This window comes from Aquimarina gracilis (genome assembly GCF_035285365.1).
GTDB classification, from domain to species: Bacteria; Bacteroidota; Bacteroidia; order Flavobacteriales; family Flavobacteriaceae; genus Aquimarina; species Aquimarina gracilis.
Genome location: NZ_JAYKLX010000007.1, coordinates 209,559 through 234,318, shown reverse-complemented (window position 1 = coordinate 234,318; position 24,760 = coordinate 209,559). Strand labels below are relative to the sequence as shown.

Annotated in this window: 25 protein-coding genes; 15 read left to right on the top strand and 10 right to left on the bottom strand. The window is 33.9% G+C overall.

All coding sequences use genetic code 11. The features are described 5' to 3' along the window. Positions 1–3 precede the first annotated feature (3 nt). Together U6A24_RS15835 and U6A24_RS15830 are read left to right on the top strand one after the other, a co-directional pair. On the top strand, positions 4–561 hold the full coding sequence (locus U6A24_RS15835; RefSeq protein ID WP_324180966.1) for a thioredoxin family protein: 558 nt from the start codon (positions 4–6) through the stop codon (positions 559–561). A gap of 3 nt (positions 562–564) precedes the next feature. Beyond that, positions 565–1,092 carry a GNAT family N-acetyltransferase gene (locus tag U6A24_RS15830; protein WP_324180965.1) on the top strand — a complete coding sequence of 176 codons (528 nt, stop codon included), beginning with the start codon at positions 565–567 and terminating at the stop codon, positions 1,090–1,092. Here U6A24_RS15830 and U6A24_RS15825 read toward each other — a convergent pair. The 5 genes from U6A24_RS15825 to U6A24_RS15805 all read right to left on the bottom strand — a co-directional run bounded on the left by U6A24_RS15825 (position 1,089) and on the right by U6A24_RS15805 (position 5,233). After that, positions 1,089–1,607, bottom strand: a complete 519-nt coding sequence (locus U6A24_RS15825; RefSeq protein ID WP_324180964.1) for a YfiT family bacillithiol transferase — start codon at positions 1,605–1,607, stop codon at positions 1,089–1,091. The genes U6A24_RS15830 and U6A24_RS15825 overlap by 4 nt on opposite strands. A 9-nt stretch (positions 1,608–1,616) precedes the next feature. Next, positions 1,617–2,411 (bottom strand): hypothetical protein, encoded by a 795-nt coding sequence (locus tag U6A24_RS15820; RefSeq protein WP_324180963.1) that lies wholly within the window; start codon positions 2,409–2,411, stop codon positions 1,617–1,619. A 249-nt stretch (positions 2,412–2,660) separates the two neighbouring features. Next, a complete protein-coding gene (locus U6A24_RS15815; protein ID WP_324180962.1) occupies positions 2,661–3,593 on the bottom strand; it encodes a peptidylprolyl isomerase in 933 nt (310 codons plus the stop codon). A gap of 285 nt (positions 3,594–3,878) precedes the next feature. Further along, positions 3,879–4,670 carry a tetratricopeptide repeat protein gene (locus tag U6A24_RS15810; RefSeq protein WP_324180961.1) on the bottom strand — a complete coding sequence of 264 codons (792 nt, stop codon included), beginning with the start codon at positions 4,668–4,670 and terminating at the stop codon, positions 3,879–3,881. Next, positions 4,667–5,233: an RNA polymerase sigma factor gene (locus tag U6A24_RS15805; RefSeq protein WP_324180960.1), complete on the bottom strand. Its 567-nt coding sequence runs from the start codon at positions 5,231–5,233 to the stop codon at positions 4,667–4,669. Before U6A24_RS15805 ends, U6A24_RS15810 begins: the two co-directional genes overlap by 4 nt. 102 nt (positions 5,234–5,335) lie before the next feature. Between U6A24_RS15805 and U6A24_RS15800 the strand changes: the two genes are divergently transcribed. The 4 genes from U6A24_RS15800 to U6A24_RS15785 all read left to right on the top strand — a co-directional run bounded on the left by U6A24_RS15800 (position 5,336) and on the right by U6A24_RS15785 (position 9,512). Next, positions 5,336–5,887: a hypothetical protein gene (locus tag U6A24_RS15800; protein WP_324180959.1), complete on the top strand. Its 552-nt coding sequence runs from the start codon at positions 5,336–5,338 to the stop codon at positions 5,885–5,887. Between the two features lie 14 nt (positions 5,888–5,901). Continuing rightward, complete coding sequence (locus U6A24_RS15795; RefSeq protein ID WP_324180958.1) at positions 5,902–8,637, top strand: CHAT domain-containing tetratricopeptide repeat protein; 2,736 nt, start codon at positions 5,902–5,904, stop codon at positions 8,635–8,637. Positions 8,638–8,848: 211 nt separating this feature from the next. Next, the gene (locus tag U6A24_RS15790) at positions 8,849–9,058 is read left to right on the top strand and encodes a hypothetical protein (RefSeq protein WP_324180957.1); all 210 of its coding nucleotides are present in this window, start codon (positions 8,849–8,851) and stop codon (positions 9,056–9,058) included. Between the two features lie 265 nt (positions 9,059–9,323). Further along, positions 9,324–9,512, top strand: a complete 189-nt coding sequence (locus U6A24_RS15785; RefSeq protein ID WP_324180956.1) for a hypothetical protein — start codon at positions 9,324–9,326, stop codon at positions 9,510–9,512. 69 nt (positions 9,513–9,581) lie between these two features. Here U6A24_RS15785 and U6A24_RS15780 read toward each other — a convergent pair whose 3' ends face one another. Beyond that, entirely contained in the window at positions 9,582–11,789 is a 2,208-nt protein-coding gene (locus tag U6A24_RS15780) for a RecQ family ATP-dependent DNA helicase (protein WP_324180955.1), read from the bottom strand. A gap of 236 nt (positions 11,790–12,025) precedes the next feature. Between U6A24_RS15780 and U6A24_RS15775 the strand changes: the two genes are divergently transcribed. From U6A24_RS15775 to lptB, 4 genes are all read left to right on the top strand, one after another. Next, the gene (locus tag U6A24_RS15775; protein ID WP_324180954.1) at positions 12,026–12,991 is read left to right on the top strand and encodes a KpsF/GutQ family sugar-phosphate isomerase; all 966 of its coding nucleotides are present in this window, start codon (positions 12,026–12,028) and stop codon (positions 12,989–12,991) included. Beyond that, positions 12,991–13,827: a twin-arginine translocase subunit TatC gene (tatC, locus tag U6A24_RS15770; RefSeq protein WP_324180953.1), complete on the top strand. Its 837-nt coding sequence runs from the start codon at positions 12,991–12,993 to the stop codon at positions 13,825–13,827. The genes U6A24_RS15775 and tatC overlap by 1 nt, the downstream gene beginning before the upstream one ends. Beyond that, complete coding sequence (locus U6A24_RS15765; RefSeq protein WP_324180952.1) at positions 13,824–14,174, top strand: carboxymuconolactone decarboxylase family protein; 351 nt, start codon at positions 13,824–13,826, stop codon at positions 14,172–14,174. The genes tatC and U6A24_RS15765 overlap by 4 nt, the downstream gene beginning before the upstream one ends. A gap of 80 nt (positions 14,175–14,254) precedes the next feature. Continuing rightward, positions 14,255–14,998, top strand: coding sequence for an LPS export ABC transporter ATP-binding protein (lptB, locus tag U6A24_RS15760; protein WP_324180951.1), 744 nt, complete (start codon positions 14,255–14,257; stop codon positions 14,996–14,998). Position 14,999: 1 nt separating this feature from the next. Here lptB and U6A24_RS15755 read toward each other — a convergent pair whose 3' ends face one another. Further along, the gene (locus tag U6A24_RS15755) at positions 15,000–15,758 is read right to left on the bottom strand and encodes a CDP-alcohol phosphatidyltransferase family protein (protein ID WP_407654060.1); all 759 of its coding nucleotides are present in this window, start codon (positions 15,756–15,758) and stop codon (positions 15,000–15,002) included. Positions 15,759–15,893: 135 nt separating this feature from the next. Here U6A24_RS15755 and lnt point away from each other — a divergent pair, with 135 nt between their 5' ends. The 3 genes from lnt (at position 15,894) to U6A24_RS15740 (ending at position 20,004) form a co-directional block, all read left to right on the top strand. Then, positions 15,894–17,474 (top strand): apolipoprotein N-acyltransferase, encoded by a 1,581-nt coding sequence (gene lnt / locus U6A24_RS15750; RefSeq protein WP_324180949.1) that lies wholly within the window; start codon positions 15,894–15,896, stop codon positions 17,472–17,474. Positions 17,475–17,561: 87 nt separating this feature from the next. Beyond that, a complete protein-coding gene (locus U6A24_RS15745) occupies positions 17,562–19,430 on the top strand; it encodes an ABC-F family ATP-binding cassette domain-containing protein (protein ID WP_324180948.1) in 1,869 nt (622 codons plus the stop codon). Between the two features lie 22 nt (positions 19,431–19,452). Continuing rightward, complete coding sequence (locus tag U6A24_RS15740) at positions 19,453–20,004, top strand: hypothetical protein (protein ID WP_324180947.1); 552 nt, start codon at positions 19,453–19,455, stop codon at positions 20,002–20,004. A 76-nt stretch (positions 20,005–20,080) separates the two neighbouring features. On the opposite strand, the gene U6A24_RS15735 is transcribed toward U6A24_RS15740, so the two are convergent. Then, a complete protein-coding gene (locus U6A24_RS15735; protein WP_324180946.1) occupies positions 20,081–20,677 on the bottom strand; it encodes a PAS domain-containing protein in 597 nt (198 codons plus the stop codon). A gap of 243 nt (positions 20,678–20,920) precedes the next feature. On the opposite strand from U6A24_RS15735, the gene U6A24_RS15730 reads away from it, so the two are divergent. Beyond that, positions 20,921–21,607 (top strand): ABC transporter ATP-binding protein, encoded by a 687-nt coding sequence (locus U6A24_RS15730; RefSeq protein ID WP_324180945.1) that lies wholly within the window; start codon positions 20,921–20,923, stop codon positions 21,605–21,607. 810 nt (positions 21,608–22,417) lie between these two features. Here U6A24_RS15730 and U6A24_RS15725 read toward each other — a convergent pair. Further along, entirely contained in the window at positions 22,418–22,567 is a 150-nt protein-coding gene (locus U6A24_RS15725) for a hypothetical protein (RefSeq protein WP_324180944.1), read from the bottom strand. Positions 22,568–22,674: 107 nt separating this feature from the next. Between U6A24_RS15725 and U6A24_RS15720 the strand changes: the two genes are divergently transcribed. Then, entirely contained in the window at positions 22,675–24,132 is a 1,458-nt protein-coding gene (locus U6A24_RS15720; RefSeq protein ID WP_324180943.1) for a sodium:solute symporter, read from the top strand. Here U6A24_RS15720 and U6A24_RS15715 read toward each other — a convergent pair. Then, positions 24,109–24,471: a CoA-binding protein gene (locus tag U6A24_RS15715; RefSeq protein ID WP_324180942.1), complete on the bottom strand. Its 363-nt coding sequence runs from the start codon at positions 24,469–24,471 to the stop codon at positions 24,109–24,111. The two genes, U6A24_RS15720 and U6A24_RS15715, sit on opposite strands and share 24 nt — an antisense overlap. Positions 24,472–24,760: the final 289 nt, after the last annotated feature.

Below are 24,760 nucleotides of genomic sequence, written 5' to 3'. Positions count from 1 at the left end.
ACTATGGCTCGTACACCATCAAACATGCTACCGCTTGGCACAACTGCTCCGAGTTTTTCTCTTATTGATACAATCACCAAAAACAATGTTTCCCTAGAAAATGTAAAGGGGGAAAAAGGAACCGTGATCATGTTTATTTGCAACCATTGTCCATTTGTCATTCATGTAAATGAAGAAATTGTGAGAGTTGCCAATGATTACCGTACTCAAGGGTTTGGCTTTGTAGCGATAAGCAGTAATGATGTAGAGAAATATCCACAAGATTCACCAGAAAACATGTGGAAAACTGCGCAAAAAAACAATTATACATTCCCGTATCTTTTTGATGAGACGCAAGAAGTAGCCAAAGCATATGATGCTGCTTGTACTCCTGATTTTTATTTATTCGATGCAGAATTAAAACTTATTTATCGTGGGCAACTTGATGACTCAAGACCCGGAAATGGAATTCCTGTAAATGGTCGTGATTTAAGACAAGCTTTGGATGCCGTATTGCGTAACACTACTGTTCCTCAAGATCAAAAACCAAGTATTGGTTGTAATATCAAATGGAAAGAGTAATATATGAATTCGGAAATTGTATTCAAAGAGTGTTCAAAAAATGATATTGATAGTTTAGTAAAAGTAAGCCAAAAATTTTATCCTGAACATTATACTCATATCTGGAAGAATAACGACCCTAGTTATTATATTAACTTAAGTTTTACGAAAACAGCATTTTGCAAAGATTTTAATATCCCAAATATTCTTTATTTCCTTATTGAGAAAGACAAAAGTACCCTTGGGTTACTAAAAATTCGTCGAGATGAAGAAATCCAGGGGTTTAGTAAAACAAATGCCTTACAACTCGAAAAGATTTATCTTTTGAAACAATCTACGGGATTAGGAATTGGAAAAAAAGGAATCGAGTTCACAAAAGATTATGCAAGAAGCTTGAACAAGAAGATTATTTGGTTGGATGTAATGACCACTAGTCCTGCCTTGACTTTTTATCAAAAAAATGGTTTTAAAACTATTTCTACCTATGATTTGGATTATCCAGGTTTGAAAGATAGGTATCGCGAAATGCAACGTATGGTCTTACCTATTTAAAGTTGTGCTATAATCTTCAAATGAGCCAAATGATGATTACCGTGCCATGCATAAATCCCTATGTCTTCTCTTAGGGAAATAGCGATGTTTCCTTCTGGATGAATAAATGCCTTATTAAGGTCAGAATCCGATAGCCCTTTTAGAAAATATACCCATTTGGCATGTAAAGCTGTTAAAAGATCAAGAGAAAGATGTATCGGAGCGGTTTTTGTATCAAATAGCTCTGCCCATAACTGTTCATTATATGCCTTTATAACTGGTGTTTCTTCAGTGAGGGCCCATTTAAAACGAATATATCCATTATGGTGACTATCATGAATATGGTGTATCACCTGTCTTGCTGTCCAACCACCATCACGATATGATGTTTCTAGCTGTTTTTCAGTAAAACCAGACACCAAATTAGAAATTTTTAACGGTAATTCTTCAATATCCGATATCCAATTTTCGATATGGGTAGAAGTTATAACCTCTGGGCATTCAAACTTTCCTATTGGATATCTGAGCTTATTCATAAAAGTATATTAATCTGATTTTGCGTACACAAACTCTTCTTTAGAAAATTGATCTACCAATGTAAGAACATTGCTATTTAAATCAAGGATTTTATATCTATAAATACGATCATCCATAGGGAAAAAGCACTCCAGAATGCCATCTTCGATTCTTGTTTTTAATCGATTGGCAAATTTTCCATTATAAAAATTAAATCGAATTGTGCCTTCAAAAATTATATAGTCATCAGTGTTTTCTACAAACAACCATTTACCCTGTAAGGCTTCATAAGTATCTCTATTATAGAATTTATTGTCGAGCAGGCCTTTCATTTTGTTGGCATATTTCAAAAAGTCTTCTTGCCGCGATACATCATCCATTGCGTATCCTGTCTCTTCCTTTTTGATTTCTTCACCATTATTGAAATAATATTTGGCTTCGTATTTTGTAAAAGTTTTAGAATAATCGGGCATTTTTCTGCCATTTGCAGCCGTAGTCATTAAATAGGGCTTTTGCCTATAATTAACATAGATTAATTGATCATTCCAAAAATAAAAAGTCGTTAATAGATCTGCTTTACGAGTACCTACTTTTCGCTCTATTTTTTTAAGTCTTTCGTGTTCATAGTATCCATTAAGCTCGGCTCCATGATCGGCCATTTTATCCAAAAACTCTTCAGGATCCAGATAAAAAGTATCAAACTCTATGTAACTATCAATGATTTCCATTTGATCCTTAATATTAGTAAGAACCTCCTCATTTCCTTGTCCCATTAAAAAATGGGTGCCATAGAGAGTAATACATATGAGTAACAGTTTTTTCATATTCCAGGGGTATAGCAGTTTTTGGTTAAAAAATTAATAAAAGCATTAGTTAATTATATTTTTAACAAAATGATTTTTAGCAAAGTAAAAAAAACTAATGTTAAAATAAGTTTAAAATCATAAAAATAAGATATAAAATACAAAATTTAGTTAACATATATTTAACAATCAATTGTAAATTTCCTTCTTAAAAAAAACAAAGTCCCTAAAAATCTAGGGACTTTGTAATTATTTCTGATTAAAAATAAACTATTTCACCTCAACCAATTCTACATCAAAAATTAATGTTGCATTGGGTGGTATAACTCCTCCTGCACCTCTTTCTCCATAACCAAGGTAAGGAGGGATTACAAATCGTGCCTTGTCACCTACTTTTAACAATGCGATCCCTTCATCCCAACCAGGAATCACCTGTCCCATCCCCAAGGGGAAATCAATAGGCTGATTGCGCTTATACGAAGAATCAAATACTGTGCCATCGGTTAAACTGCCTTTATAGTGTACAGAAACAGTATTCCCTTTTTCTGCTTTTGTACCATCTCCATTTTCAATGATTTTATAACGCAAACCGCTTTCAGTTTTATCGAATCCTGCGGCTAGTTCTTCTAATAACTCTTCTGCTTTCTTTTTGGCAGCAGCTTCTCTTTCGGCTTTGGCCCCATTAAACTTTCTAAAGGTTTCAACCGCATTAAAGCTACTGGCATCATCTCCTACTCTAATTATCTCTATACTATCTATTACATCACCTTGTGCAACAGTATCTACAATGTTTTGTCCTTCTATTACCTTTCCAAAAACTGTATGTTTCCCGTCCAACCATGGCGTTTCAACATGAGTAATAAAAAACTGACTACCATTGGTTCCAGGTCCTGCATTGGCCATGGATAACACCCCTGGTCCATCATGTTTTAGATCTGGATGAATTTCATCATCAAATTGGTATCCTGGACCCCCGGCTCCGGTTCCTTGCGGATCACCACCCTGAATCATAAAATCTGCAATTACTCTGTGAAATTTTAATCCATTATAATATGGTTTCCCTTGGGGAATCGCCTGGTTTTCAATATTTCCTTCAGCAAGGCCTACAAAGTTACCTACCGTACCCGGTGTCTTTTTATATTCTAGATTAACCAGAATCTCTCCTTTTGTAGTATTAAATTTTGCGTATAGTCCGTCTTGCATAACAATTTGTATTTAAACGTTTTAAATTTTGAGCTGCAAAGATAGGTAATTGGTGGTGGTTTTATGAAGTAAACTATTGGATATATTAGTTATATTTCAAATTAACCGTTCTTAAAAAAAGACTAAAATTAAAAATAAGAAAAAAGTTTGTTATTATAGTGATAGAGCGTCAAGAAGTTGTTTCGATTTATTAGTCATCTACAATATCTATATCCTAAGATCACTATAATTACTATAAGACACTATATTGTATCATTGGAAAAACAATTTTACAAAGTCGTCGTTTTATATTTTCTTAATTAACTCTTTTGCTTTTTGGAAGTTATAATTATTCTTATCAGAAGATATATTTTTTAGAGTTTCTCTTAATTTTTCTTTATCACCTTGTTTTAGATACACCAACACCCTATACCAGTTAGCTTTTTTACTATGTAAGGTGTTGGACTTCTCTAGTAGTTCGAATTGGTCAAGGGCGTTTTCAAAGTCTCTTATTTCTAAATAAGAAACCCCTGTATATATATAAGTTAAAGGATCTATAGATTTTACATTAGTACTCTGATAGGTCGAAAATGATTGTATTGCTTCTTCATATTTTTGATCTTCAAAAAATAATTGTGCCTTTTTAACAAGTTCATTTTCTTGCTCTCCCCTTGTAATTAAAGAAGGGATGTTATCCAACTCGACATAGTGGGCATATAATTTATCATATTTCGATTCAGAAAAAATAAAAATAGACAGTAAGATTGCAATAGCAGCTGCTACACCAACAAAATAGAATTTTCTACCACCAGAATTAGAGCGATTTTCGTCAATGACTTCTTTTATAGTTTCTTTTATAGATGCAGCTTCTTTACTTTTTAAGAAATCCCCTAATTCCTTTGCCTCTTCGCCTTTCAGGATACTTTTATCCCCTTCGATCCACTCTTCATCTTTATAGATAGACCTCATATCTCGTTGAAGTTTTAATTCTTCAGCAAGAGTCGCATCAAGGTTCGCCTTTTCTTCGAAAGTTCTTTTTTCTTCTGAAGACATGGCGCCGTCAAGATATTTATCTATTTCCTCCAAAAAATCACTCATACATCTTTTATTTTTTTATATCTCGGGTCATTTTTGATCAATTTGGTTAATTGCGATTTACAATTAAAAATTCGTTGTCTTACCACATTATCTGAATTATACCCCAATTGTTCCATAATATCTTTGTAGGGTACTTTTTGAAAAAACAGTTCGAGTAATTGTTTACAATTATCAGACAAATTCTTTAGCTTTTCCTGAAACAATTCCCATTTCTCCTGCTCTAAAATTGCCATGGTTAATTGGTCTTCTTCGCTAACTAGTGTAATAATTTCTTCTTTTGTTACCACACTTTTTTGCTTTTTTAGCTCCCTTCTCCATAAATTTCTGCAGGTTCCAAATAGATAGGCATCAAAAGAGCTTTCAATAGTAAAAGATTGGACTTTATACCGTGCTATTAATTGCATAAGAGCTTTCTGAAAAACATCTTCAGCATCAACAGTATCTCCATTATTTTTAAGAATAAAGCTTTTGACTTTTGGAAAAACTTTAGAATACAGTTGTTGTATTACCATTTTATTTCCAGAGGCCAACGCTTTTAAAAGATCTTTTTCTTCTTTGGGCATTAAAAAGTCTTTACCGATTATTTTTTTACTTTTGGTTGGTAACAAAATTACAATTAGGAAACATACTAATAAATATAGTAAACTAAAAAAGTATTTAAAAAAATGAAAAAATTAGCCCTTTTAATTTTAGCCACAATTTTTGTAATCGGAATACAAGGTTGTTCAACAAATGAAGAAGAAACTACATCCACCCAACAAGAAAACTCTATACCAGATTATGTGTTTAGTGCGGATTACCTATTAGGCAACAAGAATCTACCTCCGCGTCCTCAAAATAAAAATTTATGCTTTGAAAGAATATTTGTAGTATTTCCTAGCAATTCGACGGATTTAGACAATCTAGACTATCTGGAACGTGCCAGAAGATCCATGTTTAGCGAAATTTTGGCTGCCACTATACCATATTGTGACGATGTTTACGAATGGTATGTTCCATGCAATGAGACCCCGAATAGATATTGTGACCCATTTTTATGCGCTCCACAACGGTTTCCCAAATCAGAAGGTGAAAAAACACATGCTGCAGAAACTTTGAGTCTATCAGAAGATCCTGATGGCGACCCGGCTTGTAATACATGTGATGGCACTTCTGGTTGGGGACGTGCCAACAATGCTTCTTGCGAAGAAATTAAAAGATCTTTATTCCTTCGATAATTCAAAAATCAAGATTGATAAAGAATAATCAAATCATATTAATTCTGATATTTTCATTCCTGGCTTCTTTCAGTAGAGGCCAGGAAATTTCGTCTAAGCTAGATTCCATTCATAAACTTGATGGTTCGGATTACGAAAAACTGGATGTATATCACAATCTTTTCGACATCTATAAAAACAATAAAGATTACACTCAACTAGGACATGATGCTCACCAACTAGCAAAATGGATACATAAAGAAAAGAAGTGGGAAGAAGCTATTGCCATAGTAAAAACAGCATATCAGGCAAGAGAAAAAGCGCAACCTTATGATATTGAACTCCTGAAAAGAAGCTACTATAACTATGCGATCTATAATAAACGATATAATAATTATAGCATTGCAATCGAATTTTTTGAAAAAATGCTGGCTCTCAAGGGCACCAATTTCCTAAGAGGTCGAGCATATGCTATTATTGGTGAGTGTTATAGTATTTTGGGAGATTATTATAAATCTGTTGATTATCAAATTAAATCACTACAAAACTATAGTAAAAGTGATATTAAAAAAGGTAGACTTATTGATGGTAATATCATTATTGCGGTTACTTATGGTTATATTAGATCTGCAGAAAGTTCTAAAAAAGCTATTGAACACCTTAAAGAAGCCGAAACATTATTAAAAAAACGAGCAAAAAATAATCCTTATAAGTTATACCTAATTAACAACAACCTTGGCAACCTGTATTGTGAAGGGGTTAAAACCAAAGATTTAAACAAGTGTATTGAAAGCTATACCAAAGCCTTGGACCTACTAAAAGAATTAGAGCTTAAAGAAAAATACTCTAAACTTTATTATAATTTAGGACTAACATTTATTAAAATTGACAGCTCTCGATCTCAATATTACTTTAATAAAGCATTAAAATACTCAATTCATAACCCTTCTTTTAAGCCTACTATTTTTTTTGGACTTGGATTAAAAGAATTACACCAACAAAACTATGTTAAGGTTCATGAAAATTTTTCAAAAACCTTTTCTTTATTATTTGACAAAGAAGTAGATGATATCTATTGGCTTCCACAAAAAAATGATTTAGAAAAAGTAAAAGACAAAGTTGAGTTTTTAGAACTCCTTAAACGAAAACTCAAAGCTTGGATCGAACTTGGTAAATCCCAAAAAAAATCATCATTTTTTAATGAAGCTATTCAAACAACTTATGCTGCTGATGAGTTAATTAACCTTTTGATTAAGGAAAACTTATCAAGTCGAACGAAGTTGTTATGGAGAAGTCTAGCTTCTGAAATCTACGTTATGGGATTGGAAGCATGTGTTCAGCTTAAAAAACATGATGATGCGTTCTTTTTTATGGAAAAAAGCAAAGCACTACTTCTACTTCAAGAAATTACAAAAGAAAGAACAGAGCTGCCCTTACAGGTTTTAGAAAAAGAAAAAAAGTTAAAAAACGATATTCTTAATCTTAGATTACAGATTAGAGATTCTGACCAAAAAACTGGAGATTCTATCCAAGAAACATTAATGCTAAGTGAATCTAAATTAAAAAAATTCACTGATTCTTTATCTCATTTGTATGCAGGTTATTTTACAAATAATTCTATCCCCAAAATCTTATCACTTCCTCAATTGAGAGTAGATTCTAATGAGGTGATTTTGCAATATAATATGGCAGAAAGAAAAGCTGGTGTTGTACCTGACGCCTATGTAATGTTGATTTCAAATCAAAAAAATGAATTATTCAAAATTGGAAATGTAGACAAATTGCAAAAAAACATTTTTCAACTTAGGAAAATGCTTCGTAAACCTTTTAAAACCGAAGAAGATAAGCAAGCCTACAATAAAATTGCCTATGCCATATACAATTCACTGATCCCTAGTAGTATTCAGAACGATATTTTTGGTAAAAAGCTTACAATTATTCCAGATCACATTTTAAACTATGTACCCTTTGAGGCTTTAATGACAAACCTTAACAAAGACAATAGTTATTTAATCAACCAATCAGAAATTCAATACATATACTCTCTTTCTTTCTCTGAAGAAAATTCGAAAATTAAACGGAACGCAGAAAAAGATTTTTTGGGTGTTGCGCCAATTGAATTTCTAGAAGGCCTTTCTTCATTACCAGAAAGCAAAGCAGAGTTAGACAATGCCCAGGATTATTATTCTGGAAACCTATTATTAAAAAATGAAGCTAATAAAACAAACTTTAAAAAAGAGGCCAAAAACTATAAAATTTTACACTTGGCAACGCATGCAGATGCTTCAGATTCATTAAACCCCTGGATTTCTTTTAGAAAAGATAAACTTATCGAGTTAGAAATAGGCGGAATAGATCATCAAGCCGAATTAGTGGTATTAAGCGCATGCAACACCTCATTGGGTGAAGTTCGTCGGGGTGAAGGTGTTCTGAGTCTGGCGCGAGGATTCTTCAGATCTGGTGCTAATGCGGTGATCCCCTCTTTATGGAATACCAACGATAAAGCTACGGCCACTATCATCTCTGATTTTTATAAAAACCTTAGCGAAGGTAAAACGAAATCTGAAGCACTACGAACAGCCAAACTTAATTATCTTCACAACAATACTGAGGCTGAAGCTTCTCCATATTATTGGGCACCTCTTATACTCATTGGAGATAATGGGACATTGTTGCCCACTTCTAATAATCTAATGCCTTTATGGATAAGTATAATAGTACTTGTATTTTTCCTGGTAATTTATTACTTCTTCCGTCACAAAAAGAGATAACATAGATTACAATTGTATAAGATACTTGAAGGCAATCTTATTTACTTTTTCCTCCAAATCTATATGACAATATGCTTCCTTTTTCAAAAAGAATAAAAAAAATTACTTTTTCGTAGTAACATTTTAAACGCTCGTGAACATAGTAGTAAAGACATAAATCTTGAGTGTCTTTAAATGTTCAAGAAATATCTATTTTAAAAATTTCAAAATCATGTTAAAAAACATTTCAGAATTAAAAGGAGCAATTTCATTAAGTAAAACTGAACAAAAATCAGTTAAAGGTGGAGATGTGCCTAGACCTATCGAAACAGGACCTTGTGGCCCATTAGGAGGTACAATTAACCCAACTACAAACGCTGTATTCTGTGCACAAGTTGGAGGAGTTTATCTAGGAGGAGGAAAATGTATGATTTGTCATTAAATAACCGTACTAAATCTTTATAAATACTATTTGTGGGTATTATTAATGCTATGCTATAAAGTTCCATTAGCAATACCAGCAGTTATAATATGACAAATTAATTGGAAATTTGAGGTAGGCTCAATATATGTGATGGTTCTTAACTTTTTAAATCTAGAACATTATCATTAATAATTTGTCGATCTAAAATAAGCTGCATTCTTGCAGCTTATTTTTTTACTTAAACATTAATTCAGTTTTTATATAAATCATTAAATCAAAAGTTATGATACACAAAATTTTAAACGTACAGGGCACTCAAGTTCTTAGAAAAGATGATCAAAAAACTATTAACGGAGGAAACTTACCTCATTGCTTTCCGTACCTTCCACAAAATGGATGTTTTGTTGGGCCCGAAGAATGTAATTTATGGAACTTACCAACATGTCCAGGGGCTGGAGACGAAGAACTTTAATTGATAATTTATTTTTAAATACGCAAACAGGCTTTGAGTGAACTCAAGGCCTGTTCTAATATATATTTTCTAATTAGCTACTTCGCTTATAAACTTGATCCTATATAAACGAAGCTCCTCATCGTCATAATCCCCGTCAAATTCTTCAATAGCAATGTCTATTTTATCATTCTCGGCTTCCAAAAAATATTCATGAATTTCTTCTTGTTGATCTTCATCAAGAATTTCATCAATCCAATAGGTAATATTAAGCTTGGTACCACTATAAACAATGGCTTCCATTTCTTTTATAAACTCTGGCATTTCCATACCTTTTGCGGCAGCTATATCATCTAGAGGTAATTTGCGATCTACATTTTGTATGATGTATAATTTAAGTCCGCTATTTGCACCTGTACTTTTAACCACAAAATCATCGGGACGCATAATATCATTTTCTTCTACATATTTGGCAATAAGTGCAACAAATTCTTTACCGTATTTCTTTGCCTTCCCCTCTCCGACTCCATGAACATTACTACCAAGTTCTTCTATAGTAATAGGATATTTAAGGGCCATATCATCTATCGAAGGGTCTTGAAAAACTACAAAAGGAGGCACTCCTAACTTTTTGGCTACTGTTTTACGTAAATCTTTAAGCATTCCCACCAACTTTTCATCACTACCTCCTTTTGCTCCTCCTTTTGAAGCTGTTACAATAGAGTCATCTGTGGTTTCATCATATACATGATCTTCAGTCATCATGAAGCTTACAGGGCTTTTTAAATACTTTTTACCCTCTTCTGTGATTCTAATCACGCCATATGTTTCTATATCTTTACGCAAATAACCAGAGACCAGTACTTGACGTACAAGAGCCATCCAATATTTACTATCTCTGGATTTTCCACTCCCGAAAAAAGATTGTTGATGCGTCTTATGGGAAATAATAAGAGCATTACTTTTACCAATAAGCGTATTAACCAGATCTTTTGATTTATATATTTCTCCTGTTTTGCTTACAACTTCAAGCAAAAGTTTTACCTCATCCTGCGCTTCGTGCTTTTTCTTTGGATTCCTTACATTATCATCCATATCTGCACCTTCTCCATTCACCTCATCAAAATCTTCTCCAAAGTAATGAAGAATGAATTTTCTTCGAGAAATCGATGTTTCTGCAAAAGCTACCACTTCTTGTAATAGAGCATGACCTATCTCTTGTTCGGCAACAGGTTTACCGCTCATAAATTTTTCAAGCTTTTCAATATCCTTATAGGAATAGTATGCCAGGCAATGCCCTTCGCCACCATCACGACCTGCACGTCCAGTTTCCTGATAGTAGCTTTCTATACTTTTTGGCATATCATGATGAATTACAAATCGCACATCGGGCTTATCTATACCCATACCAAAAGCTATCGTAGCAACAACAACATCTACATCTTCCATAAGAAACATGTCTTGATGCTTTGCTCTAGTCTTGGCGTCCAATCCAGCGTGATAAGGAACAGCTTTAACTCCATTTACTTCAAGAGTTTGTGCTAGTTCTTCTACTCTTTTTCTACTAAGACAGTAGACGATTCCACTTTTTCCACCATTTTGTTTTACAAAACGAGTAATATCGGCATCTACATTTTTAGTTTTTGGCCTAATTTCATAAAACAGGTTAGGTCTATTAAAGGATGCCTTGAATGTTTGGGCATTGTTCATGCCCAAGTTTTTTAATATATCTTCTTGTACCTTGGGAGTTGCAGTAGCGGTAAGTCCGATAATAGGGATATCCTCTCCTATTCTTTTAATGATATTTCTTAGGTTTCGATATTCGGGTCTAAAATCATGGCCCCATTCACTTATACAGTGAGCTTCGTCTACTGCTAGGAATGAAATTTTTTCAGATTTTAAAAAGTCGACATATTCTTCTTTGGTCAAAGATTCTGGAGCAACATATAACAACTTTGTCACACCATTGGTAATATCATCTTTAACTTTTTTGACCTCAGACTTGTTCAAAGAAGAATTCAAAACGTGAGCAATCCCATTTTCAGATGAGATACTTCGTATTGCATCAACTTGATTTTTCATTAAAGCAATTAGAGGAGAAACTACTATTGCAGTCCCCTCACACATTAAAGCAGGCAGTTGATAACATAGGGATTTTCCTCCGCCTGTAGGCATTATTACAAAGGTATTTTGTTTGTCAAGAATACTTTGTATTACCTTTTCCTGTAGTCCTCTAAATTGACTAAACCCAAAATGCTTTTTTAACGCACTTTGCAGGTCAGTTTCATTCAAACTCATTAAATCTTTAACTTTTATATACCAATTAAAAAAAGGCTCACTAACACAAAAATCTATTTCCCCAAATACAGATTCTGTGGATATTATCAGTTTTAATTTTCGAATGCCAAATATACGCAAAGCATAAATTATTATGCTTTTTTTTGACAGTATTTAAAATTAATCAGGTATTGCATACCTTTGCGTAAATTAAAGATAATAAAATCTTTAGTTATAACACGCAAATTTTTCAAATTTTGAACACCCAAGATACTATAATCTCTTATGCGAAAAAAACGATCGCAGAAGAAGCTGCAGCCATTGCCTATTTAGAACAACTTGTTGATGAAGAATTTTCTAAGGCTGTAGAAACTATACATCATTCGAAAGGACGAGTAATCATTACAGGAATTGGTAAAAGCGCTATCATCGCTACAAAAATTGTAGCTACCATGAACTCTACTGGTACTCCTGCAGTATTTATGCATGCCGCAGATGCCATCCATGGAGACCTTGGAAATATTCTTGAAGATGATATTGTAATTTGTATTTCGAAAAGTGGTAACACCCCAGAAATAAAGGTATTGGTTCCATTGATCAAAAATTTTAAAAACACCTTAATTGGAATAACAGCAAACAAGGAATCTTTTTTAGGTAAGGAAGCTGATTATGTACTACATGCCTTTGTTGAAAAAGAAGCATGCCCTAATAACCTTGCTCCTACTACCAGTACAACAGCACAAATGGTGGTTGGAGATGCGTTGGCCGTTTGTCTGTTACATTTACAAGGGTTTTCTAGTCGAGATTTTGCCAAGTATCATCCTGGAGGCTCACTTGGAAAAAAACTCTACCTGCGAGTAAGCGATATCACTTCAAGTAATGAAAAACCTGAAGTGTCTCCTAGTTCTGACATCAACGAAGTAATTGTTGAAATGACTGAAAAAAGATTGGGTACGACTGCCGTAACCAATAATGGATCTATTATTGGTATCATTACTGATGGTGATTTACGTAGAATGCTTACAACCAATACTTCTTTTGAAGGGTTAACCGCCAAAGACATAATGTCTTCTAACCCGAAATGTATCAATAATGATGCTATGGCTGTTGACGCTCTGGAAATTCTGGAAGAGAATTCCATTTCGCAAATTCTGGCCGAAGAAAATGGAAAATACGTTGGCATTGTACACATCCATGATTTAATGAGAGAAGGTATTTTGTAATGGCAAATAGCACAAAAAAAGATCCTCAATCCATGTCTTTTCTAGACCATCTAGAAGAGTTACGTTGGCACTTAATAAGAGCTACAATGGCAGTCCTAATTGCCGGAATTGCAGCTTTCATTGCAAAAGAATTTATTTTTGACGTCCTTATCTTTGGACCCAAAAAGCCAGATTTTCCGACCTATAAAGGTTTATGTAATTTATCAAAACTTCTGGGTCTGGATGAAAGCTTATGCTTTAAGGAACTACCTTTTAGTGTTCAAAGTAGAAAAGTAGCGGGCCAGTTTTCGGTACATATTTGGACCTCGATAACTGCAGGTTTCATAATGGCATTTCCTTATGTGTTATATGAATTTTGGAGATTCATCGCACCGGCAATGTATGATAATGAACGAAAATACTCCAAAGGATTTATCATAATTTGCTCTTGCCTATTTTTTATAGGTGTTCTTTTTGGGTATTATGTAATAACGCCATTATCTATTAATTTTCTTGGAGGTTATCAAGTAAGCAAAGAAGTTCTTAACGAATTTGACATTGATAGCTATATTGCTTTATTAAGGGCCTCTGTAATTGCTTGTGGATTAATTTTTGAACTACCAGTAATCATGTTTTTTCTCACAAAAGTTGGTTTGGTTACTCCAGAATTCCTGAAAAAATATCGAAAATTTGCCCTGGTAATTGTACTAGTACTTTCCGCGATTATAACACCACCTGATATTGCCAGTCAAGTAATTGTAGCAATTCCTATTTTAATACTATATGAGGTTAGTATTTTTATATCAAAAATTGTAATTAAAAAAGAAAAGAAGAAACTCCAAAAACAATCAACATGAGTACTATAGTTGAAGAATTTAATACCTATAGAGAAAAGATGAATTCCAGAATTCTCGAGGATAATAATAAGGTTATTAAGCGCATATTTAATCTTGATACTAATGCTTTCATGGAAGGTGCTCTTAATGTGAAAACAAAAGAATTACTTGGTTTGGTTGCCTCTGCCGTATTACGTTGTGATGATTGTGTTCGATATCATCTTGAAACTTGTTATAAAGAAGGTTTAACAAAAGAAGAAGTAGTTGAAGCATTGAGTATTGCTACTCTAATAGGTGGCACCATAGTGATTCCACATTTGCGCCGAGCTTATGAGTTTTGGGATGCATTAGAAGCTTCAAATTCTTGAACACAACACACTTAAAAAGAATAGTGTAAATTTATGCGCCAAATTGGCAACACCCCAAATTAAAAGAAGTCATTTTTATTATGAAATTAAAAGCAGATAATTTAATTAAGTCTTACAAAGGTCGTAAAGTGGTTAAAGGGATTTCTCTTGAAGTAAATCAAGGTGAAATAGTTGGTCTTTTAGGACCTAATGGAGCTGGTAAAACGACTTCTTTTTATATGATCGTTGGATTGGTAAAACCAAATGGTGGTAAAATCACACTAGACAATACTGATATCACGAAATACCCGATGTATAAAAGAGCTCAAAACGGAATTGGTTACCTGGCTCAGGAAGCTTCGGTATTTCGAAAATTAAGTATCGAGGATAATATACTAAGTGTATTACAGCTCACTAAACTTTCAAAAAAGGAGCAACATGATAAAATGGAAGCTCTTATAGAAGAATTCGGGTTAGGACACATTCGAAAAAACCGCGGGGATCTTTTGAGCGGTGGTGAACGTCGACGTACGGAAATTGCTCGTGCTTTGGCAACCGACCCTAATTTCATCTTACTTGACGAACCCTTTGCCGGTGTAGATCCAGTAGCTGTTGAAGATATACAACGTATCGTTGCGCAGTTAAAAAATAAAAATATCGGTATTCTTATCACCGATCACAATGTTCAAGAAACACTTGCCATTACCGATAGAACCTATTTGATGTTTGAAGGTAGTATCTTAAAAGCCGGCATACCCGAGGAACTGGCTGAAGATGAAATGGTAAGAAAAGTATATTTAGGGCAAAATTTTGAACTTCGAAAAAAGAAGTTAGATTTTAATTAATCTAGTGTGTTTTTGTTTGTTTTTCTTTAAACACTACAGATATTAAAATATAGAGCAATATTGCTAATGGTATTGCAATGAATTTCAATAAAATTATCAGTATAACAGTAAGTATCAGAAAACCGTATCTGATTTTATTTTCTGCAAAACGCCACGTTTTAAACTTTAATGCAAAAAGAGGGATTTCTGCATTTAACAAAAAACAACTTAGTACAGTAAGAATAATCAAAAACCATTTGTTTATGATCATCTCAACTACCCATGCTTCTTGTTGAAATTTAAGTATTAAAGGTAGGCTAATAATTAAAAGAGTGTTCGCTGGTGTTGGCAGCCCAATAAACGATGTAGTTTGTCGTGTATCAATATTAAAATTGGCCAATCGATATGCCGAAGCTAGGGTAATCAACAAACCAAGTAGTGACAAATAAGACCAATCAAAACTTGCCATAATTTGATCCGAATTCCAAGATCCTGGTATTACATAAAAAGGTTTACCAAAAACCTGAGTTAATAACTGATACATCACTATACCAGGAGCTAATCCGCTGGTCACCATATCTGCCAAAGAATCCAATTGTAGCCCCAGCTCACTTTGAGTATTCAACAATCGAGCGGCCAGACCATCAAAAAAATCAAACCCGATACCTAGCATTACAAATAATGCCGTAAGTTCCAAATGACCTTGAACGGCAAAAATAACAGCAATACTCCCACAAAAAAGATTAAGCAAAGTAATAATATTGGGTATTTGTTTTCTGATGCCCATAAGATTTTCGATTTTGTGTAAAAATAGCAAACTATTGTTACCAAACTTAACAAAAAAGAAGTATTCAATTTTATTAATTGTAACTAAATAAGTTTAATTTCGTTACTATATAGTGTACATCTGTATTATATGAAAAACATCTTACTGTCTATTTCCTCAGGACTTCTTCTCGCAATTAGTTGGCCCACATATGGTTTCCCATTATTTCTTTTTTTTGGATTTGTTCCTCTCTTACTAGCAGAACACAATATTCGCCAAAATAAATACAGTAAAACTCTAGTGTTTGGACTAGCATATCTCTCTTTCTTCATATGGAACATGATAACCACTTGGTGGATTTACAACTCTTCGGCCTTTGGAATGGCAGTTGCAGAAATTGTAAATAGCTTATTAATGACCCTGGTGTTTTTATTATACCATATCGTTGCAAAAAGAGCTTCCTTTTTGATTAGCGCCTTATTTCTTGCTTGTCTATGGATGAGTTTTGAATATTTTCACCTGCAGTGGCAAGTATCTTGGCCATGGCTTAACCTTGGCAACGGTTTTGCCAATTTTCCATCCTGGATACAGTGGTATGAATATACGGGCACTTTTGGTGGCACTTTATGGATTTGGATAGTTAATATTGGTGTTTTTAAAAGTATTTTACTCTTTCTGGAACACAAAGACAAAACCATACTTTACAGATCTGCGATACGCAACGGACTTATTATTTTAATTCCGATTATAATTTCGGTCATTATCCTAAAAACCTATGAAGAAGATGGTGAAGAAATTGAAGTTTTGATTCTACAACCCAATATAGATCCATATACAGAAAAGTACAATACTACTGATAATCGAATTAGTAAGTTACTTACCTCATTAACTAATACGGAGATTACAGAAAACACCAATTTCATATTAGCGCCTGAAACCGTTTTTGCGGATAATAACAGGTTACATAATTTTTCAAAATCGATAGCAAAAAGAACCGGTCAAGATATTGTTAAAGCCTATCCCAACGCACATTTTTTGTCAGGTATTTCATTAATCGACGTATTTAATGATCCTTCGAGAATTCGCCAGCAGACTAATATTTACAAAGAAAATATATTTTATGATGATTATAATTCTGCTTTTTTTGTACGTCCCGATGGCACAGATGAGCTGTATCATAAAAGTAAGCTCGTAGTAGGAGTTGAAAACTTTCCATATCAAAGCATCTTAAAACCGATCGTTGGTGATGTAATGATCGATCTGGGGGGTACCGTAGCCAAAAAAACTACCCAGGATGATAGAGAAGTTTTTTTTACAAGAGATAGTATTGGTGTGGGGACTATGATTTGCTATGAAAGCATTTACGGTGAATTTACAACAGGTTATGTTAGAAATAAAGCCAGTTTTCTGGCAGTCATTACCAATGATGCATGGTGGGGAAATACCCAAGGGCATAAACAACATTTATCCTATGCTAGGCTTAGAGCTATTGAAACTCGCAGAAGTATCGCCAGAAGTGCTAACACAGGAATTTCAGCAATCATAAATCAAACCGGAACTATTGTTGACCAACTAGGATATGAAAAACAAGGTGCCTTAAAAGGTAAATTAAAAACAAATGATAAGATTACTTTCTATGTAAAAGCAGGTAATTATATCGCCAGAATTGCAATTTTTCTTACTGTTTTTATCTTTTTATTTTCTATGACGCGTAGAAGAGGAAAAGTATAAGTCACTTGAATTTTGTTTGGAAACAACACAACTTCATTTCCTTGTGAGTAAGAAACCTTGTAACTTTGCCCTTTTATAAAAATTACCGTGAATTACGTATCTGTAGAAAATATTGCAAAAGCATTTGGCGAACGTGTTCTTTTCGAAGACATTTCTTTTGGAATCAATGAAGGCCAAAAAATAGGATTTGTTGCCAAAAACGGTACCGGAAAAACATCTTTATTAGATATTATTGCCGGTGACGAAGAGCCTGATAAGGGCCAGGTTGTATATCGTAAAAATCTAAAAGTGGCATTTTTACCACAAGAACCCAACCTAGCCCCAAATCTTACCATTGAGCAAACGATTTTTGCTTCAGATAATGAAACTTTGCAGATTATAAACAATTACGAAAAAGCATTACAAAACCCAGATGATACTGAAGCATACCAACAAGCATTCGAAAAAATGGATGCAGTAAATGCCTGGGATTTCGAAACACAGTACAAACAAATTCTATTTAAACTTAAGCTCGAGAACCTCAACAAAAAGGTCAAGGATTTGTCTGGAGGGCAAAAAAAGAGATTGGCTTTGGCTAATATTCTTTTAAGCAAACCAAATCTATTATACCTAGATGAACCCACCAACCACCTTGATCTTGAAATGATAGAATGGCTCGAAGAATATTTTGCCAAAGAAAATTTCACTTTATTCATGGTAACTCATGATAGGTATTTTCTTGAAAACGTATGCAATGAGATTATAGAGCTTGAAAACGGAAAATTATATAGCTACAAGGGCAATTACCAATACTATCTTGATAATAAAGAAGCTCGAATCGCCAACGAACAAACCGCCACCGATAAAGCCAAACAGTTATACAAAAAAGAACTAGAATGGATGCGTCGGCAACCCAAGGCACGTACCACAAAATCCAAATCCAGAATCGATGATTTCTACGAAATCAAGGAAAGAGCCCACAAAAGACGTAATGATCACCAGGTACAACTTGAGATTAATATGGAACGCATGGGAAGTAAAATTTTGGAGCTCCATAAAATATCCAAAAGCTTTGAAGATAACTTGCTTTTAGACAAATTCGAGTATGTTTTTAAAAAAGGAGAACGTATTGGTGTTATTGGCAAAAATGGAACAGGGAAATCTACTTTTTTAAACATGATCACCGGTGCCATTACTCCCGATCATGGTAAAATTGTAATTGGGGACACTATAAAATTTGGATATTATACGCAAGGAGGAATTACAATAAAAGAAGGTCAAAAAGTAATAGATGTAATTCGAGAATTTGGAGATTACATCCCTCTCAAAAAAGGAAGGCAAATCTCTGCGCAACAGCTATTAGAACGTTTTTTATTTGATCGTAAAAAACAATATGATTTTGTAGAAAAGCTAAGTGGAGGGGAAAGAAAAAGGTTGTATTTATGTACGGTGCTGATTCAAAATCCTAATTTTTTGATTCTGGATGAACCTACAAACGACCTTGATATTGTCACCCTAAATGTATTAGAAAACTTCTTGTTAGACTTTCCTGGTTGTTTGATCGTGGTATCTCATGATCGCTATTTTATGGATAAAATTGTAGATCATTTGTTTGTGTTCAAAGGAAATGGAGTAATTCAAGACTTCCCGGGTAACTATACCGATTATCGCGTATATGAAAGTAGCAAAACACCAGAAGTTTCTAACGCTGAAATCAACGAACCCAAAGCAAAAAAAACATGGAAAAAAGATTCCAAAAAAGGGCTTTCTTTTAATGAGCAAAAAGAATTCAATCGAATCGAACGTGACCTGAAAAAACTGGAGCTTCAGAAAAAGGAGATTGAGAATTTGTTTGCAGAAGGTACGCTAGATCCCGAAAAAATAAACGAAGAATCTCAAAATCTTCAGAAAATAATTGAGCAAATAGAAGAAAATGAAATGCGCTGGTTTGAACTTTCAGAATTAATGGAAGAATAGTTGTTTTCTTATGTTTTTTAGAATGCTTCAATATCTAAAATTTCTTTTAAAATCCACCAATCAACATGGGGTACATTCACCTTTTGTATACAATTTGGTCACCAAATGTTTTTACGATAAAGAAAAAACAAAAGCACATAAATCAATAAAAAGAATATGCAGGAAAAATGATATTTCATATAAAAAAGGAAAACTTCTAAATCGTATTCCAAGATATTTTGATTATAAAAACGTACTGGTTCTTGATAATAAAAAAGAAATAACACAAGAACTTTTGTCACTGAATAACCCCATTTTAATTGATCAAAAAATACATCCCAAACGCACTTATGATCTTATTCATTTCACATTACCTCGGTTACAACATTACTTGCGCAATGACGTTCTGTTTTCTTTGATTCACAATGACAGTACTATTATTATTGATTCATTGTACAATTCTAAAGACGAGATTCTTATTTGGGAAGAAATAAAAAGGTGTCCCAAAATAACTGTGACTATCGATACTTTTTATCTTGGTTTTGTCTTTATAAGAAAAGAGCAGGCCAAAGAACATTTTACCATTAGAAATTAAAAAGCCTTAAAACTTTATAGATTTAAGGCTCTTAGTACTTTTTCAAAAATGCTTTTACATTATAATTAAATCTCACTTATCTAAACATTCTTGAAAATATTGTTTTACGTTTATGATATTGTAGTTCTTTAGGATTATAGGGTTTTTTCTCTTCAGAAAAACAAATGTCTTCTATAAATTCGTCATACTTCATTCCTTTTTCTTCTAGAAAACCTATTAAATATTTTTCTGCTGTTTCTACCCCACTCGCTTCTTCAATTGATAATAGCTTTTTGTATAAACTATCTATTTTTTCGATAGTTTTTCTTGGCGGTGCTTTTCTTCGCGCAAAAAAGGAAACAATATCTCCTTCTTCATTTAATTTAACATCAAAATCTGTAATTACCCAATAGTACCTACCATCTTTTGCTAGGTTTTTGACCAAAGCATGTATATTTTTTTTGGACTGTAAATGTTCCCATAACCATTTAAAGATAACTTTTGGCATATCGGGATGACGAATCACGTTATGAGGTTGCCCAATTAACTCTGGTTCCTCGTAGCCACAAATTTCCATAAAGTAATCATTCGCATACTCTATAATTCCTTTTGAGTCTGTTTTGCTCATTATTGTATTTTTAGGATCCAGGACAATCTCTACATTAATCGGTTCGGGGCGTTTTAGTGCTTTCATATTTATTGTTGTTAGTTAAAATATATCACGTACAAAACTATATGCGACACAAATCGCAAAAAATGACCAAAATCATAGTATTAGTAATGAGCTTTTAAAACATAGAATTTAACCCTTCATTAACTCACTTCTTTTTAACACTCAAAACAAACCACAAGAGATTTTTTCGAAGATTGTAACAACTCTTTGTTAGCTGCGTCATATAGTCTAAAATTGTATCTTAACAATCTATAAAGGTTATATATGGAAAACGTCATAGAGATTCGAGGAATTGTAAGAAACTTTCAATTAGGCCAGGAAACTGTATATGTTCTTAAAGGTATAGATCTTGATATACCAAGAGGAGAATATGTAGCCATCATGGGACCTTCGGGATCGGGAAAATCTACTTTAATGAACCTTCTTGGGTGTCTAGACACTCCTACTGCAGGAACATATATATTAAATGGAAATGATGTAAGTCAAATGACCGACAATGAACTTGCAGACATCAGAAACAAAGAAATAGGCTTCGTTTTCCAGACTTTTAATCTGTTACCCAGAACAACTGCATTGGACAATGTGGCGCTTCCTATGGTATATGCTGGAACATCAAAAAAAGATAGAACTGCTCGTGCCGAAGAAGTGTTAACCGATGTTGGTCTTGCAGATCGAATGGATCACAAACCAAATCAACTATCTGGTGGTCAAAGACAACGAGTTGCTGTAGGACGCGCTCTGGTAAATAAACCTTCTATCATTCTTGCCGATGAGCCTACGGGAAACCTCGATTCCAAAACATCAATTGAAATCATGAATCTTTTTGATGAAATTCATAAAGCGGGCAATACCGTTATTATTGTAACCCATGAAGAAGAAGTTGCAGCTCATGCCCATCGTGTAATACGTCTGCGTGACGGTATGATAGAAAGTGATGTAAGAAATAAATAGTTAATCCAAGTTTCCTATTTTTAAATTATATGTTTAGGTTGAAATACCATCGCAAATAAGATAGCTTGACTATGAATCTTGTTTGTATTTAAGATTCGTTTTTTACTCGATAATCCTGCCCTGCCGGCAGTCACGACAAGATTTAAATGCCCCGGGGTAGTTGACTCCGCCCAGAGTGGATCGCAATGACGACGTACCAAACATTACACCCAGTCTTATGCTTGATTGAGAGTCATTACGAAGGGCAACGAAGTAATCTTTTACTATATAATCAAGCTCCCTTGGCTCGGGATAACAGTGTTTTGACTCAACAGATCTTTATCCAGGCCTGAAAAAGTCTCTAAATCCCTCACTACTGAAGCAAAGTTCAGCATAAGCTTCACCCGCTCCCAGAGGAAGAAGGAACTTCACATCATCAAAACCTCATTCCTCACTCCTCATTCCTGTTAAATGGTATACATACCCCACTTATATAAGTACCCCCTCCTACTTGTATAAGTACCCGGGGGTACTTCAATTGTTAAAGGTTCCTGTAGATTTGTCAGGTAGGGTACTTCTCTAAGTGGGGAGGGGGTACTTCAATTGTTAAAGATCCCAGTAGATTTGTCAGTTCACCCACTTATAGTAGTAGGTGCGCCAGGTAGATTGGCACCTCGTCCCGCCTTTTTGGTAGGCTAGCGGGGTATTTTTGTACCTCGGGCCATCTTTTTTGACGATACGCCCATCTTTTTTGACCATGCCCCTACCTTTTTTGCCAATTTGTTGCTATTCAACCGTATTTTCTGGGGTATCGGCCCTGGTGTTCATGCTTTAAGAAAATCTGGCTTTTATGAGTTCGTGCGCATTTTGGGTGCCTTTCATCGGCATTTTTCGGGTGGCATCGGCAAGGCTATAGATCGACAGTGCTACTTGGTATACCTCGCTACCCACAATGGTTTGCGTATCTTTTAACTGGCGCAATAAACTTATCTGCTCTTTCTTTTTAGGAAACTTGGGTTAGTTATACAATTATTATTTTAGGGTTTCAAGTTAATTTGTATTTTGGTAATCCATTTTAACCAAAATTTATGCAACCTATACATATCCTGCTTTTAATTGCAGTGTATTTTGGAGTTCTATTACTTATCTCCTATTTCACAGGAAAAAATGCTGGTAACGAAACATTCTTTAAAGCCAACCGACAATCACCTTGGTATGTTGTAGCCTTTGGTATGATAGGTGCCTCTCTAAGTGGTGTGACCTTTATTTCGGTTCCGGGATGGGTTGAAACCTCTCAGTTTAGTTACATGCAGGTAGTTTTGGGGTATCTGGCCGGATACTTTGTTATAGCCTATATCCTTATGCCTATTTACTATAAGTTAAATGTAACTTCTATCTATCAATATCTAGAACAACGTTTTGGAGTGGTAAGCTATAAAACAGGCGCTTTCTTCTTTTTTATCTCTAGAGTTTTAGGAGCGTCTTTCAGGCTATATTTGGTTGCTATTGTCTTGCAACAATATATTTTTGATGCATGGAACGTTCCTTTTGAAATCACTGTAATACTTTCTATCATTCTTATATGGATATATACTTTTAAAGGAGGTATAAAAACTATTGTTTGGACCGATACGCTACAAACCTTATTTATGCTATTAGCAGTTGGGTTGGCAATTTATTATATTAACCAAAAAATAGGATGGACATTCTCAGAATTTCTTGCTTCAGAAGAATTGACCACTTATAACAAGAATTTCTTTTTTGATAATTTATTAGCAAAAAATCACTTCTTGAAATCATTCTTTGGAGGTATGTTTATTACAATTTGTATGACTGGTTTGGATCAGGATATGATGCAAAAAAATCTAACATGCCGCAATCTAAAAGAGGCACAAAAAAACATGGTCTCTTTTAGTTTAGTTTTGATTGTTGTAAATTTTGTATTTCTTTTGTTGGGGGCGTTGTTATTTATTTATGCCGAACAATTTAACATAGTCACTCCAATAATGGATGGTAAGGCAAAAACAGACTTGTTATTCCCCGAAATTGCTATAAAAGGAGAATTAGGTATTGTACTGGCTATATCATTTATTCTTGGATTAATCGCTGCCGCTTATAGTAGTGCAGATAGTGCTTTAACCTCTTTGACAACTTCTTTTTGTGTGGACTTTTTGGATATAGAAAAAAAGGAAAAAGAAAATCAAACTAGAGTTCGTAAAAAAACTCATGTTTGGATGAGTGTTTTACTAATACTAGTTATTATTGTATTCAAACATGTGCTTACAGAAAATGTTATAAGTAATCTTTTAACGGTAGCTACTTTCACTTATGGTCCATTGCTTGGATTGTTTGCGTTTGGAATTTTTACCAAATACAAAATACATGATAAATATTCCTGGATAATAGCTGTATTATCAGTGGGGATAATAGTAGTGATATGGAAAATCCCGCCAGAATGGTTGGGAGGATACCAAATCGGTTATGAGCTTCTTCCATTAAACGGATTAATTACATTTTTGGGACTAGTATTGATTCGTAGAAAGTAAAACCAATGTACAGGCTACCTCTGCCTCTATATTTGCTTCTTCAAGCAAGTCGTATAACTCTGGATTCTCGGTTCCCGGATTGAAAATTACTCTACGAGGATTAAGGTCAATAATATATTGGTAATACGATTTTTGTCTTAATGGATTCAAGTAAAGAGTAACTGTATCGATACCCGAAATATGACTTAATTCAGTTTTTATTTCAACTCCTGCGACATGCCCTGTTTTCAAACCAATGGCAACTACTTCATTACTACGCTCTATTAATTTATGAATAACATAATTTGAATATCTATCTGTTTTTAAAGATGCTCCCAATACCAATGTCTTCTTCTCCATAAACTTATTTCGAAATCAATTAATGACCCCTAAAATAAGCCTTCAAACGTTAAAAAAGCAAGTCAAAATGTTAAAAATAATGGAAGCATGTAACACAATTAAAACAGCTACGTCTTACTTATAAAAGATATGATTTTTCATAAATTTAGTTAGTTAGTTACTTAATAATAATCAAATTTTATTCATAGTTGATGGTTAGTGTTACTATTTGGTTATTATAGAAAACCGCCCTTCAAAAAAGGGCGGTTTTTGTTTTTAAATCTAATGTTATGTTAAAGTCAATATTTCT

What these genes read in the sequence shown, in the direction of transcription:
- U6A24_RS15835 (WP_324180966.1), top strand. Translation starts at nt 4, where the DNA reads ATGGCTCGTACACCATCAAACATGCTACCGCTTGGCACAACTGCTCCG.
- U6A24_RS15830 (WP_324180965.1), top strand. Translation starts at nt 565, where the DNA reads ATGAATTCGGAAATTGTATTCAAAGAGTGTTCAAAAAATGATATTGAT.
- U6A24_RS15825 (WP_324180964.1), bottom strand. Translation starts at nt 1,607, where the DNA reads ATGAATAAGCTCAGATATCCAATAGGAAAGTTTGAATGCCCAGAGGTT.
- U6A24_RS15820 (WP_324180963.1), bottom strand. Translation starts at nt 2,411, where the DNA reads ATGAAAAAACTGTTACTCATATGTATTACTCTCTATGGCACCCATTTT.
- U6A24_RS15815 (WP_324180962.1), bottom strand. Translation starts at nt 3,593, where the DNA reads ATGCAAGACGGACTATACGCAAAATTTAATACTACAAAAGGAGAGATT.
- U6A24_RS15810 (WP_324180961.1), bottom strand. Translation starts at nt 4,670, where the DNA reads ATGAGTGATTTTTTGGAGGAAATAGATAAATATCTTGACGGCGCCATG.
- U6A24_RS15805 (WP_324180960.1), bottom strand. Translation starts at nt 5,233, where the DNA reads ATGCCCAAAGAAGAAAAAGATCTTTTAAAAGCGTTGGCCTCTGGAAAT.
- U6A24_RS15800 (WP_324180959.1), top strand. Translation starts at nt 5,336, where the DNA reads ATGAAAAAATTAGCCCTTTTAATTTTAGCCACAATTTTTGTAATCGGA.
- U6A24_RS15790 (WP_324180957.1), top strand. Translation starts at nt 8,849, where the DNA reads ATGTTAAAAAACATTTCAGAATTAAAAGGAGCAATTTCATTAAGTAAA.
- U6A24_RS15785 (WP_324180956.1), top strand. Translation starts at nt 9,324, where the DNA reads ATGATACACAAAATTTTAAACGTACAGGGCACTCAAGTTCTTAGAAAA.
- U6A24_RS15780 (WP_324180955.1), bottom strand. Translation starts at nt 11,789, where the DNA reads ATGAGTTTGAATGAAACTGACCTGCAAAGTGCGTTAAAAAAGCATTTT.
- tatC (WP_324180953.1), top strand. Translation starts at nt 12,991, where the DNA reads ATGGCAAATAGCACAAAAAAAGATCCTCAATCCATGTCTTTTCTAGAC.
- U6A24_RS15765 (WP_324180952.1), top strand. Translation starts at nt 13,824, where the DNA reads ATGAGTACTATAGTTGAAGAATTTAATACCTATAGAGAAAAGATGAAT.
- lptB (WP_324180951.1), top strand. Translation starts at nt 14,255, where the DNA reads ATGAAATTAAAAGCAGATAATTTAATTAAGTCTTACAAAGGTCGTAAA.
- lnt (WP_324180949.1), top strand. Translation starts at nt 15,894, where the DNA reads ATGAAAAACATCTTACTGTCTATTTCCTCAGGACTTCTTCTCGCAATT.
- U6A24_RS15740 (WP_324180947.1), top strand. Translation starts at nt 19,453, where the DNA reads ATGCTTCAATATCTAAAATTTCTTTTAAAATCCACCAATCAACATGGG.
- U6A24_RS15735 (WP_324180946.1), bottom strand. Translation starts at nt 20,677, where the DNA reads ATGAAAGCACTAAAACGCCCCGAACCGATTAATGTAGAGATTGTCCTG.
- U6A24_RS15730 (WP_324180945.1), top strand. Translation starts at nt 20,921, where the DNA reads ATGGAAAACGTCATAGAGATTCGAGGAATTGTAAGAAACTTTCAATTA.
- U6A24_RS15720 (WP_324180943.1), top strand. Translation starts at nt 22,675, where the DNA reads ATGCAACCTATACATATCCTGCTTTTAATTGCAGTGTATTTTGGAGTT.
- U6A24_RS15715 (WP_324180942.1), bottom strand. Translation starts at nt 24,471, where the DNA reads ATGGAGAAGAAGACATTGGTATTGGGAGCATCTTTAAAAACAGATAGA.